The 12,399-nt window shown below is 64.9% G+C and carries 18 protein-coding genes; 15 read left to right on the forward strand and 3 right to left on the reverse strand.

Annotation, left to right across the window (positions count from 1 at the left end):
• The first annotated feature begins 148 nt into the window (after nucleotides 1-148).
• The 15 genes from BKE09_RS16555 (at nucleotide 149) to BKE09_RS16625 (ending at nucleotide 11,390) form a co-directional block, all read left to right on the forward strand.
• Nucleotides 149-412, forward strand: coding sequence for a helix-turn-helix domain-containing protein (locus BKE09_RS16555; protein WP_075676478.1), 264 nt, complete (start codon nucleotides 149-151; stop codon nucleotides 410-412).
• Between the two features lie 11 nt (nucleotides 413-423).
• Nucleotides 424-900, forward strand: coding sequence for a hypothetical protein (locus BKE09_RS16560; protein ID WP_034022794.1), 477 nt, complete (start codon nucleotides 424-426; stop codon nucleotides 898-900).
• Nucleotides 901-905: 5 nt separating this feature from the next.
• The gene (locus BKE09_RS16565) at nucleotides 906-1,187 is read left to right on the forward strand and encodes a hypothetical protein (RefSeq protein WP_034022791.1); all 282 of its coding nucleotides are present in this window, start codon (nucleotides 906-908) and stop codon (nucleotides 1,185-1,187) included.
• Between the two features lie 2 nt (nucleotides 1,188-1,189).
• Nucleotides 1,190-1,951 (forward strand): Bro-N domain-containing protein, encoded by a 762-nt coding sequence (locus BKE09_RS16570; RefSeq protein ID WP_034067943.1) that lies wholly within the window; start codon nucleotides 1,190-1,192, stop codon nucleotides 1,949-1,951.
• Complete coding sequence (locus BKE09_RS16575) at nucleotides 1,951-2,796, forward strand: ATP-binding protein (RefSeq protein ID WP_034022786.1); 846 nt, start codon at nucleotides 1,951-1,953, stop codon at nucleotides 2,794-2,796. Before BKE09_RS16570 ends, BKE09_RS16575 begins: the two co-directional genes overlap by 1 nt.
• Nucleotides 2,797-2,801: 5 nt before the next feature.
• Nucleotides 2,802-3,434, forward strand: coding sequence for a hypothetical protein (locus BKE09_RS16580; RefSeq protein WP_034022783.1), 633 nt, complete (start codon nucleotides 2,802-2,804; stop codon nucleotides 3,432-3,434).
• A gap of 9 nt (nucleotides 3,435-3,443) precedes the next feature.
• Complete coding sequence (locus BKE09_RS16585) at nucleotides 3,444-3,920, forward strand: DUF6511 domain-containing protein (protein ID WP_075676480.1); 477 nt, start codon at nucleotides 3,444-3,446, stop codon at nucleotides 3,918-3,920.
• A gap of 10 nt (nucleotides 3,921-3,930) precedes the next feature.
• The gene (locus tag BKE09_RS16590; protein ID WP_034067946.1) at nucleotides 3,931-4,668 is read left to right on the forward strand and encodes an isoleucyl-tRNA synthetase; all 738 of its coding nucleotides are present in this window, start codon (nucleotides 3,931-3,933) and stop codon (nucleotides 4,666-4,668) included.
• The gene (locus BKE09_RS16595) at nucleotides 4,665-4,892 is read left to right on the forward strand and encodes a helix-turn-helix domain-containing protein (protein ID WP_034022779.1); all 228 of its coding nucleotides are present in this window, start codon (nucleotides 4,665-4,667) and stop codon (nucleotides 4,890-4,892) included. Before BKE09_RS16590 ends, BKE09_RS16595 begins: the two co-directional genes overlap by 4 nt.
• On the forward strand, nucleotides 4,885-7,170 hold the full coding sequence (locus BKE09_RS16600; RefSeq protein WP_034022778.1) for a phage/plasmid primase, P4 family: 2,286 nt from the start codon (nucleotides 4,885-4,887) through the stop codon (nucleotides 7,168-7,170). The genes BKE09_RS16595 and BKE09_RS16600 overlap by 8 nt, the downstream gene beginning before the upstream one ends.
• Nucleotides 7,171-7,301: 131 nt before the next feature.
• Complete coding sequence (locus BKE09_RS16605; protein ID WP_031688306.1) at nucleotides 7,302-7,778, forward strand: hypothetical protein; 477 nt, start codon at nucleotides 7,302-7,304, stop codon at nucleotides 7,776-7,778.
• Between the two features lies 1 nt (nucleotide 7,779).
• A complete protein-coding gene (locus tag BKE09_RS16610) occupies nucleotides 7,780-7,989 on the forward strand; it encodes a hypothetical protein (protein WP_034022775.1) in 210 nt (69 codons plus the stop codon).
• Entirely contained in the window at nucleotides 7,982-8,380 is a 399-nt protein-coding gene (locus BKE09_RS16615) for a DUF6362 family protein (protein WP_034022774.1), read from the forward strand. The genes BKE09_RS16610 and BKE09_RS16615 overlap by 8 nt, the downstream gene beginning before the upstream one ends.
• Nucleotides 8,381-8,736: 356 nt before the next feature.
• Nucleotides 8,737-10,158 carry a site-specific DNA-methyltransferase gene (locus tag BKE09_RS16620; RefSeq protein WP_034022772.1) on the forward strand — a complete coding sequence of 474 codons (1,422 nt, stop codon included), beginning with the start codon at nucleotides 8,737-8,739 and terminating at the stop codon, nucleotides 10,156-10,158.
• A complete protein-coding gene (locus tag BKE09_RS16625; RefSeq protein ID WP_034022770.1) occupies nucleotides 10,155-11,390 on the forward strand; it encodes a site-specific DNA-methyltransferase in 1,236 nt (411 codons plus the stop codon). Before BKE09_RS16620 ends, BKE09_RS16625 begins: the two co-directional genes overlap by 4 nt.
• Here BKE09_RS16625 and BKE09_RS16630 read toward each other — a convergent pair.
• The 3 genes from BKE09_RS16630 to BKE09_RS16640 all read right to left on the reverse strand — a co-directional run bounded on the left by BKE09_RS16630 (nucleotide 11,350) and on the right by BKE09_RS16640 (nucleotide 12,399).
• Complete coding sequence (locus BKE09_RS16630) at nucleotides 11,350-11,574, reverse strand: hypothetical protein (protein WP_034022768.1); 225 nt, start codon at nucleotides 11,572-11,574, stop codon at nucleotides 11,350-11,352. The genes BKE09_RS16625 and BKE09_RS16630 overlap by 41 nt on opposite strands.
• On the reverse strand, nucleotides 11,574-11,939 hold the full coding sequence (locus BKE09_RS16635) for a hypothetical protein (RefSeq protein WP_034022766.1): 366 nt from the start codon (nucleotides 11,937-11,939) through the stop codon (nucleotides 11,574-11,576). The genes BKE09_RS16630 and BKE09_RS16635 overlap by 1 nt, the downstream gene beginning before the upstream one ends.
• 100 nt (nucleotides 11,940-12,039) lie before the next feature.
• Entirely contained in the window at nucleotides 12,040-12,399 is a 360-nt protein-coding gene (locus BKE09_RS16640; RefSeq protein WP_034022764.1) for a hypothetical protein, read from the reverse strand.

The following is a 12,399-nucleotide window of genomic DNA, read 5'->3' on the forward strand; positions in this document are numbered from 1 at the left end:
CGGCGAGCCATGTGCTCGCCGTTTTCGTTTGCGCGCGCGGATTGGCGAACCCGAAGTTTCAGCAAAGTTCGCCATTGCGTCCCTTCAAGGTTCGCCACCCGAAATTTGGAATGACACCTGTTCCTCAACAACGCAACAGGAGCGTTCCATGCAGACATCAGCGAGCAGAATCCCCCGGTCGTCGCAGCAGGCGATCAACAGCCTTTCACCCGGCGACCGCCGGGTGCTCAACGAAAACGAACTGGCCCAGCGGTGGGGCGTCAGCCCCAAGACACTGCAACGTTGGCGCAGTGAAGGTCGCGGCCCGCGCTACCTGAAGCTGTCCAAGCGCGTCGGCTATCCCGTCGACGCGGTCATCGAGTTCGAGCGCGACGCGCTCCACGACTCGACGTCCGAACGCGCGGCGGTTTGAGGAGCGATGCCATGAACGACATCACCCTCTTTCCCGCCGACATCGCCGCGATGTCCGTCAGCCAGTTGGCCGCACTGCCCGCCGCGCAGAAGGCCGAAATCGATAAGAACCTCGACGAAGCCCTCGACTGGCTCAAGAAGGCGCGCAGCAAGTTCGACGCGGCACTCGACGCCGCCTACGGCGAGCAGGCGCGCACGGCGCTGCGCGATTCAGGCCGCGACTTCGGCACCGCTCATCTCGACGACGGCCCGCTGCACATCAAGTTCGAACTGCCCAAGAAGGTCAGCTGGAACCAGCAGCAACTGGCCGAAATCGCCGAACGCATCGTGGCATCCGGCGAGAAGGTCGAGGGCTACCTCGACATCAAGTTGTCCGTCTCCGAATCCCGCTACACGAACTGGCCTCCGGCGCTGCAACAGCAATTCGCCGCAGCCCGCACCGTGGATTCCGGCAAGCCGTCTTTCACCCTTTCCATCGATTCGGAGTAATCACTATGAGCACCAATCTCATCGCTTCACTGCGTAAGCAACTGCCATCCATCTACGGCGAACACCTTCCCGACGAAATCCGGTATCGCCTCGCCGACGGCCAGGATGTCGTTGTCCCGTTCGATGCCGCCACGGTGGATGAACTGGCCTTCGCTATCCAGACGGCCAATGCGGAATCGCTGGCGCTCGGTCGCCGTCGCACCGCGCTGGAAGAACTCCACACGGAGGTGCGCAAGCGTGCTGCCCGTGGAGCCGACCGTATTGCCGACGTGTCGTGGGAGGGCTGATCATGAGCGCAATCATTCCTTTCCAGTTTGAAGCGCACGCCGTGCGCGTTCAGGTCGATGGCGCTGGCCTGCCGTGGTTCAACGCCAGCGATATCTGCTCCATCCTGGAGTTCGGCAATTCGCGTCAGGCCCTCGAATCCCACGTCGATGCCGATGATGTCCAGAAACTGGACGCCATCGACAACCTCGGCCGCACCCAGCGCGCCAACCACGTCAACGAGTCGGGTCTCTACGCCCTGATCCTCGGCAGCACCAAGGATGCCGCCAAGCGCTTCAAGCGCTGGGTCACCAGCGAGGTGCTGCCCGCGATCCGCAAGACCGGCAGCTACTCCACGTCCGGCGCGCTGGCAACCCTGCCTGCACCGACCCACGACCGCGTGTCCGCGATCCTGCTGATCGGCGAGGCCGTGGCGAAGGTGCCGGGCGTGAAACCGGGCATCGCGGCAGCGGCGACCCTGACCTGCATTCAGGAGAACACCGGCATCACCACCGAGGTGCTGCGCCGCGCGCTGCCGTCGGCCAACGAGCCAATCTGTGCCTTGAACGCCACGCAGTTGGGCAAGCTGCTGAACCGCTCGGCCAAGGCCACAAACCAGATGCTGGCGGCCAGTGGCTTCCAGATCCGCAACGACCGCGACGAATGGGAGCTGACCGAGGCCGGTGAAGCCTGGGCCGAGGCCATGCCGTACTCACGCAATGGCCACAGCGGCTACCAGATTCTCTGGAATCCCGCCGTCGCCGACGAGCTGAAGGAGGCCGCGTGATGAGCCTTCCCATCATCTCCGCGCAACAGCGCATGGCCGAGCGCAAGGGAGTGAAGTTGCTGATGCTCGGCAAGTCCGGCATCGGCAAGACCTCCCGGCTCAAAGACCTCGATCCCACCACCACGCTGTTCCTCGACATCGAAGCCGGTGATCTGGCCGTGGCCGACTGGCCGGGCGACACCATCCGTCCGGCATCGTGGCCGGAGAGCCGCGACTTCTTCGTGTTCCTCGCGGGGCCGGACAAGTCGCTGCCGCCGGAGGCCGCGTTCTCGCAGGCGCACTACGACCACGTCATCGAGAAGTTCGGTGACCCGGCGCAACTGGGCCGCTACCAGACCTTCTTCCTCGACTCGATCACGCAGCTGTCGCGCCAGTGCTTCGCGTGGTGCAAGACGCAGCCGGGTGCCGTCAGTGACCGTTCCGGCAAGCCCGATCTGCGTGCGGCCTACGGTCTGCTCGGGCAGGAAATGATCAGCGCATTGACCCACCTGCAGCACGCACGCGGCAAGAACGTGGTGTTCGTGGCGATCCTCGACGAACGCCTCGATGACTACAACCGCAAGGTGTTCGTGCCGCAGATCGAAGGCAGCAAGACCAGCTTGGAGCTGCCCGGCATCGTCGATGAGGTCGTGACGCTGGCCGAGATCAAGGCCGAGGACGGTAGCGCCTACCGCGCCTTCGTTACCCAAACGCTCAATCCCTACGGCTTCCCGGCCAAAGACCGCAGCGGTCGCCTTGACCTGCTGGAGCCGCCGCATCTCGGCGCGCTGATCGCCAAGTGCGCGGGCACATCCGTCATGCCCACCAGCGCCGCCACCCCGAACACCACCGAATCCAAGGAGTAATCGCCATGTCGTCCAACTATTTCGATTTTCAGGATGCTGACCCCCAACAGCCCGGCTTTGATCTGATCCCCAAGGGCACCACTGTCCCGGTGCGCATGACCATCAAGCCCGGTGGCTATGACGATTCCTCGCAAGGCTGGAGCGGCGGCTATGCCACCGAGTCCTTCGAGACTGGCTCCATCTACCTCGCTGCCGAGTTCGTGGTCACTGCGGGCGACCACGCCAAACGCAAGATGTGGTCGAACATCGGCTTGCACTCCAAGAAGGGCCCGACCTGGGGCCAGATGGGGCGCAGCTTCATCCGCGCCGCGCTCAACAGCGCCCGCAATGTCCACCCGCAGGACAACTCCCCGCAGGCCGCCGCCGCGCGCCGCATCCAGGGCTTTCATGAGCTGGATGGCATCGAGTTCCTCGCCCGCGTCGACATCGAGAAGGACGGTAAGGGCCAGGATCGCAACGTGGTCAAGGTCGCGGTCGAACCCGATCACCCCGACTACGCCCCGTTGATGGGTGTGCCGCCCAAGACCTCGGGCGGCGGCACGTCCGGCGCTCCGGCGCAGGCAGCGCCCGCATCTACGTATCAGGCACCGGCTGCGCAACGCGCACCCGTGACGGGAAAACCGTCGTGGGCGCAGTGAGGGAGGCCGATGAAATGCTGGGTCTGCAAACGACAGGCACGCGGCTACGGCCACACGGATGGTCGCTTCAAGACCGCCGATCCGCGTCGCTACGTACTCGACTGGGTGTTCTGCTCGCGCCGCTGTCAGGACGCGTTTCACGCGCTGTACGGCAACTGGCAGCGCGCCAAGGACGGTCGCATCGACCGGACGGAGGTCGCCATGATCGATCCGTCTAATGTCGAACTGGCCGCGATGCGCCAGTGCCTTAAGGCCTTCGGAGAGGCGGCGGGCGAGATCGGCTTCGGCAAACCGCTCGGCGACTACTCCGAAGCGGAAGCGCTGCGCGTTATCGACGCCATCGTCACCTGCTGGTCGGAGGCGATGGTCGCGCACCACGAAAAAACCAAGTTCCCACCCGTGCGCGGCATGCCGCCAACACCCGACCCGTTGGCTCCCGATGCGGCGAATCCGTTCGCGGATTTCAACGATGACATTCCATTCTGAGGAGGCAGCGATGCTGGATTTCAATTCATCTTCAAGCCTATCTGATCGTGTCACGACGCTGATCCACATCGGCATGCAGCACGTTCGTGGGCAGCAGGCCGCACGCGACTATCTCGGCGCGTCGCGTCTGGGCGTGGCCTGCGAGCGTGCGCTGCAGTTCGAGTACGCCAAAGCGCCGGTCGACCACGGGCGCGACACCCAAGGCCGGATGCTGCGCATCTTCGAGCGTGGCCATGTCATGGAGGACTGCATGGTGGCGTGGCTGTGCGACGCGGGTTTCGATCTGCGCACGCAGAAACCCGACGGCGGTCAGTTCGGCTTCTCCGACGCGCACGGTCGCCTGCGCGGTCACGTCGATGGCGTGATCGTCGGCGGGCCTGACGGCTTTGGCTATCCCGCGCTGTGGGAAAACAAGTGCCTCGGCGCGAAATCGTGGCGTGAACTGGAAGCCAAAGGCCTCGCTGTCGCCAAGCCGGTGTACGCCGCGCAGGTGGCGCTCTATCAGGCCCACCTGCAACTGCACGAGCACCCGGCGCTGTTCACCGCGATCAACGCCGACTCGATGGACATCTACGTCGAGCTGGTGCCCTTCGATGGCGCGCTGGCACAGCGGATGACGGATCGGGCGGTGAAGGTCATCTCCGCGACCGAGGCCGGTGAACTGCTGCCGCGCAGCTTTCAAGACCCCACTCACTTCGAATGCCGCATGTGTGCGTGGCAAGAACGCTGCTGGAGGAAAACAGCATGAGCCATTCTCCAATGAGCCAGTTGCTTGGCGAACAACTGATCGACTCGCGCCAAGCGGCGCTGATGTTCAACCTGCCGACCTACTGGTTCTCCCAAGCCAAGGAACGCCAGCAGCGCCGCATTCCGCATTACCGCGTCGGCAAGCTCGTTCGCTTCAAGCCCAACGAACTGGAAGCGTGGATCGTCGCGCAGCAGCCCTCCGGCGGGGAGTCTGCGGATGCTTGATTTCAACGACACACCGCCTCCTGTTCCTCGTGATCTCGACGCCGAACGCGAAGCGATTCGCGCTGAACTGCTGGCGCGGGTGGAATCCGTTCTGGCCGCGTTGCTCCCGGCAGGCCGCAAGCGTGGTGGCAAGTTCCTCATTGGCGACGTGCTCGGCAGCCCGGGCGACAGCCTGGAGATCGTGCTCGATGGCGAGAAAGCGGGCCTGTGGACGGATCGTGCCACGGGCGACGGTGGCGACATCTTCGCGCTGATCGCCGCACACCTCGGCATCGGCGTGCTGCACGATTTCCCGCGCGTGCTCGACGCAGCCGCCGATCTGCTCGGTCGTGCCAGAGAAAAGCCTGTGCGCAAGGCCAGCAAGAAGGATGCACCCGTCGACGAACTCGGCCCCGCCACCGCCAAGTGGGACTACCTCGACGAGGCAGGCCATCTGATCGCCGTCGTCTACCGCTACGACCCACCGGGGCAGAAGAAGCAGTTCCGCCCTTGGGACGCCAAGCGCCGCAAGATGACACCGCCCGACCCGCGCCCGCTCTACAACCAGCCGGGGATGGCCAGCGCCGCGCAGGCGGTGCTGGTCGAAGGCGAGAAATGCGCGCAGGCATTGATCGACGTGGGCATCGTCGCCACCACGGCGATGCACGGCGCGAATGCCCCGGTGGACAAAACCGACTGGTCGCCGCTGTCCGGCAAGGCCGTGCTGATCTGGCCCGACCGCGACAAGCCGGGCTGGGAGTACGCGACGCTGGCGGCGCAGGCCATTCTGTCGGCGGGCGCGAAGTCATGCCACATCCTGTATCCGCCCGAGGAAGCTGCTGAGGGCTGGGATGCGGCCGACGCCATCGCCGAGGGTTTCGATGTCGCCACCTTCCTCACCCACGGCCCACGCCTGCAGATGCACGACGTTGCTGACGACATCGATCCGGTGGTCAGCAGCGACGAATCCGTTTGGGGCACCGAGGATGCGCTGGCGCTGTCTTTCACCCGCCGCTATCACCGCGACTGGCGCTACGTGGCAGCCTGGGGCCGCTGGCTGGTGTGGGACGGGCAACGCTGGCGCACCGAGGAAACGCTCGCCGCTACCGATCTGATCCGCAGCGTCTGTCGCCAGACCGCCGTGCGCGCCGACAACCCCAAAGTCGCCGCGAAGCTCGCCAGCGCCAGCACGGTCGGTGGCGTGGAACGGTTGGCGCGCGCCGACCGCAGGCACGCGGCCACCACCGACGAGTGGGACGCCGATCCGTGGCTGCTCAACACCCCCGGTGGCGTGGTTGATCTCAAGACAGGCCGGATGCGCCCGCACGAGCGTGCCGACCGGATGACCAAGATCACCACGGCCACGCCCAGCGGCGATTGCCCGACGTGGAAGCAGTTCATCGACGAGGTCACCGGCGGCGACAAGGAACTTCAGGCTTATCTGCAACGGATGGTCGGCTACGCGCTGACCGGCTCGACGCAGGAGCACGCACTGTTCTTCCTGTACGGCACGGGCGCGAACGGCAAGTCGGTGTTCGTGAACACGCTGGCCACCATCCTCGGTGACTACGCGACCAACGCGCCGATGGACACTTTCATGGAAACGCGCACCGACCGCCACCCGACGGACATGGCGGGCCTGCGCGGCGCGCGCTTCGTCGCGGCCATCGAAACCGAACAGGGCAAGCGCTGGGCCGAGTCCAAGCTCAAGAACCTGACCGGTGGCGACAAGATCGCCGCGCGCTTCATGCGCCAGGACTTCTTCGAGTTCTTCCCGCAGTTCAAGTTGTTCGTGGCGGGCAACCACAAGCCCGCTATCCGCAACATCGACGAGGCGATGAAGCGGCGTCTGCACCTGATCCCATTCACGATCACCGTGCCACCCGAGCGCCGCGACAAGAACCTGCAGCACAAGCTGCTCGCCGAACGCGACGGCATCCTCGCGTGGGCCGTGCAGGGATGTTTGAACTGGCAGCGTCACGGTCGGCTCGATCCGCCGCAACGGGTGGTGGACGCCACCGAGGAGTATTTCGAGGCCGAGGACGCGCTGGGTCGCTGGCTCGACGAGCGCTGCGTGCGTACCGCCAACGCCAAGTCGCTGACTGCCGAACTGTTCTCCGACTGGAAGGTGTGGGCCGAGGCAGCGGGTGAATTCACCGGTTCGCAGAAGCGCTTTGCCGACCTGCTGCTCAACCGGGGCTTGGACAAATGGCGCAACGGCATGGGCTTGCGCGGGTTTCAGGGCATTGGCCTCAAGTACCCGCCAGCACCAGCCTACACCCCCTACGCCGATGACTGAAACAACCGCGTCTGACGGATCGGACGGACTACGTCGTAACTCCTACACGTGCGCGTGCGCGCGCGCCTCATGGAGACTTTCGATACGACCCGTCCGATCCGTCAGGCTCGCCAAAAACGAGGACTGACACCATGACCACCACCATTCTTGCCCTCGATCTGGGCACCACCACCGGCTGGGCGCTACGCGGCAGCGATGGCCACATCACCAGCGGCTCCGAGAGCTTCCGGCCACAGCGATTTGAAGGCGGCGGCATGCGCTTTCTGCGCTTCAAGCGCTGGCTCACCGAGATCAAGCAGTCCTGCGACGGCATCGACGCGCTGCACTTCGAGGAAGTGCGCCGCCACGTCTCGACCGACGCGGCACACGCCTACGGCGGATTCCTCGCCACGCTCACCGCGTGGTGCGAGCACCACCAGATTCCGTATCAAGGCGTGCCGGTTGGCACGATCAAGAAGCACGCTACCGGCAAGGGCAACGCGGGCAAAGGGGATGTGATCGCATCCGTCACCGCACGTGGCCACGCCCCGGTCGATGACAACGAAGCCGATGCGCTGGCACTGCTGCACTGGGCTATCGAGCAGCATGCACTGGAACGGGAGGTGTGAGATGAAGATTCCGACACCTCAATACCGCTGCCCGCTCGGACGGCTCCAGCCTGATGTCCAGGATGTGGACGCCATCAAGCAACGCGGCTGGCGCGACCAGCACATCCTGGTCGTGTCGCCCGACGATGAACGACTCGACTGGATGGAGCGCGAACTGGTACGCCAGATCGGCGAGCGCCTCTACGGGGCAGGAGGGCGGCGTCATGGTTGACCGTCACGCCACCTGGACGATTGATGACGTGGCGGCACGCTTCGAGGAAGCCGCCAGTACCGGACGACGCCTGCCACCCGTGCGTGTGCAGGGCTACTTCAACTGCTGGCCTGCCATCGTGCGCCGGGAGTGGGAGACGTTCGCTGCCGAAGAGAAGGTCTACCGCCCATTCCCGCCCGCACCGGACGCCATCGACCGGATGCTGGAGACGATGAAGTGGGTGCAGTGGCTGGAGGTCGAGCAGCGCCATCTGGTGTGGATGCGCGCCAAGCGCTACGGCTGGCGTGATATCACCATCCGCTTTGCCTGCGACCGGACGACGGCGTGGCGGCGCTGGCAGCGCGCCTTGCAGACGGTCGCCGATCAGCTCAACGGTGTCGTCGTCGCGTAGTGATTTGGCGTGATTTGGCGTGCGTGCTCGGTGATGTGCGTGGTTGCGCGTGCATCAGCGGTTTTTGCCCCTGCAACAAATCCGCCGAATCATGCGTAGTATTCATCTATCGTCTGGACAGCGGTGACGGTAAAGGACGCGGGCCATGAATCAATGGGCCCTTCCTGGCTAATAACCCATGCGGGGGGCGCGAGCGCGACGCTTTTTTAGCGTCAGGGCGCGGACAAGGTTACCAGTCGGCAGGTTACCGGCTCGGGTTACCACCCCAGGGCACGGTTACCACCTCTCCAGATTCATCATTCACCCAACCCGCCCGGTGGCAACGCTCGGCGGGTTTTGCTTTTGGGATTTCCACTTTGAACACGCTCAACGTCGAGTACCGCAAGGTCGAGGCGCTGATTCCCTACGCCCGCAATCCGCGCACGCACGCCGAAGGCCAGATCGCCAAGATCGCGGCCAGCATCGTCGAGTACGGCTGGACGAACCCGATCCTGGTCGATGGCGACAACGGCATCATCGCCGGGCACGGGCGTCTGGCCGCTGCTCGCAAGCTGGAGCTGGATCAAGTGCCTGTGATCGAACTGGCGCACCTGAGCGTCGCGCAGAAACGGGCGCTGGTGATCGCCGACAACCGGCTGGCGCTCGATGCCGGTTGGGACGAGGAGATGCTGGCGCTGGAACTGGCCGACCTGTCCGAGGCCGGGTACGACCTTGCGCTGACCGGCTTCGAGGATGCCGAGATCGAGGCACTGCTCGCCGGTGATGTGCTTGACGCCGATCCTGATACCGAGGCGGAACCAGACGCTGACGAGCCGGACGCTGCGGACGATGTGCCGGATGCACCCGTCGTGGCGGTGTCCCGCCCCGGCGATGTCTGGGCCATCGGCCAGCACCGTCTGATCTGTGGCGATGCGACCGACCGGGCCGTGGTCTCCGCGCTGATGGGCGGTGATACCGCGCGGCTGTGCTTCACCTCGCCACCCTACGGCAACCAGCGCGACTACACCTCGGGCGGCATCACCGATTGGGATGGCCTGATGCGCGGCGTGTTCGAGCACCTGCCGATGGCGGACGACGGCCAGGCGCTGGTCAACCTTGGCCTGATCCACCGCGACAACGAGGTGATCCCGTATTGGGATGCGTGGCTCGGCTGGATGCGCCAGCAGGGCTGGCGGCGCTTCGCGTGGTACGTCTGGGATCAGGGGCCGGGGATGCCCGGCGACTGGCAGGGCCGACTGGCTCCGAGCTTCGAGTTCGTTTTTCACTTCAATCGCGAGAGCCGCAAGCCCAACAAGATCGTTCCCTGCAAGCACGCCGGCCAGGAATCGCACCTGCGCGCCGATGGCTCGTCCACGGCGATGCGCGGCAAGGACGGAGAAGTCGGCGGCTGGACGCACAAGGGCCAGCCCACGCAAGACACCCGAATTCCCGACAGCGTGATCCGCGTGATGCGCCACAAGGGCAAGATCGGTCAGGACATCGACCATCCTGCCGTATTCCCGGTGGCGCTGCCGGAGTTCGTGATCGAGGCCTACACCGACGCGGGCGACCTCGTGTTTGAACCCTTCGGCGGCAGCGGCACGACGATGCTGGCTGCGGAACGCACGGGCCGCATCTGCCGCAGCATCGAGATCGCACCGGAGTACGTGGACGTCGCCCTCAAGCGCTTCCAGCAGAACCATCCCGGTGTGCCGATCACGCTGGTCGCCACCGGCCAATCCTTCGAGCAGGTCGTCGCCGAGCGCACCAGCACTGTTGATGCCGAGGTGGCGGCATGAGCTGGTTCGCCGACAAGATCGAACAGTGGCCGACCGCGAAGCTGCTGCCCTATGCCCGCAACGCGCGGACGCACTCGGATGATCAGGTGGCGCAGATCGCTGCCAGCATCGCCGAGTTCGGATTCACCAATCCGATCCTCGCGGGCAGTGACGGCATCATCGTGGCTGGCCACGGTCGGCTCGCCGCCGCCCAGAAGCTCGGGCTGGAGATCGTGCCGGTGGTCGTGCTCGACCACCTGACACCGACGCAGCGTCGCGCACTGGTCATCGCGGACAACCGCATCGCCGAGAACGCAGGCTGGGACGACGCGATGCTGCGTATCGAACTGGAAGCCTTGCAGCTTGAAGGCTTCGATCTGGACATCACCGGCTTCGATGCCGACGCGCTGGCCGAACTGATCGCGGGAGATGAGCCGGACAACGAGGGGCAGACCGATGAGGATGCGGTGCCGGAGCTTGGCGAGACGCCGATTTCCCGCCCGGGCGACATCTGGATCATGGGCAAGCACCGGGTGCTGTGCGGTGACGCCACCGTCGTCGAGGGTTACGACCGGCTGATGCAGGGCGACGCGGCGGACATGGTTTTCACCGACCCGCCATACAACGTGAACTACGCCAACAGTGCCAAGGACAAGATGCGCGGCAAGGATCGCGCGATCCTCAACGACAACTTGGGCGATGGCTTCTACGACTTCCTGCTGGCGGCGCTGACGCCCACCGTGGCGCATTGCAGCGGTGGCATCTACGTGGCGATGTCGTCCAGCGAACTCGACGTGCTGCAGGCCGCGTTCCGCGCCGCCGGTGGCAAGTGGTCGACCTTCATCATCTGGGCAAAAAACACCTTCACGCTGGGCCGCGCCGACTACCAGCGCCAGTACGAGCCGATCCTGTACGGATGGCCCGAGGGCGCGACGCGCCACTGGTGCGGCGACCGCGATCAGGGCGACGTGTGGGCGATCAAAAAGCCGCAGAAGAACGATCTGCACCCGACGATGAAGCCGGTGGAACTGGTCGAGCGGGCCATCCGCAATTCCAGCCGCCCCGGGAACGTGGTGCTCGACCCCTTCGGCGGTTCCGGCACGACGCTGATTGCAGCGGAGAAGTCAGGCCGCATCGCGCGGCTGATCGAACTCGATCCGAAGTACGTGGATGTGATCGTGCGCCGGTGGGAGGAATTCACCGGCAAGCAGGCTATCCGCGAGGCGGCAGACCAGGAGGTGTGCGCCAGTTGAATCCGCGCGCAGGTGCTTTGGCTTCTTCTTCCTCGGCGATGCGCCGCAGCAGTTGCATCGTGGCGAGATCGCGGGGCAGCGCGGCACACATCACGCGCACTGCCTGTTCGATGGAGACATCCGGACGCCGGTTGGCGATCAGCCAACGCAGCGCCTGTTCGCGTTCGGCGGCGAGGGTTTTCATCAGGCGGCTTCTTGTTCTTCGACGATGCCGCAGTGGATCACGTAGCCCGTGAGGTAAGGCAGACCGCGCGGGATGCCGTAGTCCTTGCTGGTCTGGCGACCAATCGTCCAGCCCATCCACTTGGTGGTGGCGGCGTCGATGGCGTCCTTCATGCTCTTGCCTTCAAAGAGGCCGTTGTGGACTTCGTCTGCGAAGTGGCGGCCAAAGCGGCTGTCGAGAAAGGCGCGGACGGTGTCGAGGTCTTCGCCCGTGGCGTCGGTGACGGCGGTCATGGCCAGAGGCCACGCGATGCAGGCGTGTCCGCCCATCGTGCCCCAGAAGCCCCAACCTTCGTTGCGGGTGGCGGGGATGTTGGTGTTGGTCATGGTGGTTTCTCCTTCGGGTTGATCGTTGCGACACCCGTAGTAACGCGCTGTCCGATGGAGAAGCCAAGCTGTTCCTGGCTTCTTTCTCAATCAATTTTGATCACCCGAGACGGGCCACGTAGCGGGCGTAATCACCGCCCTCCGGGTTGATGTACAGGTAGGGGCGGCCGGGCGCTGTGACCTCGACGCAGAGGAAGCCATCGCCGGTTCCGCCGCCCTTGCCACGAAGCCAGTCGCGCGACACCAGCAGCCTGCGCGCGAAGGCGTCAAATTCGGCGGCAGTGAGTTCCTTGGTTTCGGTGACGTAGACCTTGCACTGATCGCCTCTGCCCAATTCTCTTAGGTCGGCAGGCTTGCGGGCGAATGGCAGGCGGGCGCTCAACTCTTCGACTTGCAGGACGGTGTCGCCAAGCTGCAGGGTGCGCGGGCTGCGCTCGATGGTGATGATCATGGTGCTCAT

This window comes from Stenotrophomonas sp. TD3, from assembly GCF_001939825.1.
In the GTDB taxonomy this organism is placed as follows: domain Bacteria; phylum Pseudomonadota; class Gammaproteobacteria; order Xanthomonadales; family Xanthomonadaceae; genus Stenotrophomonas.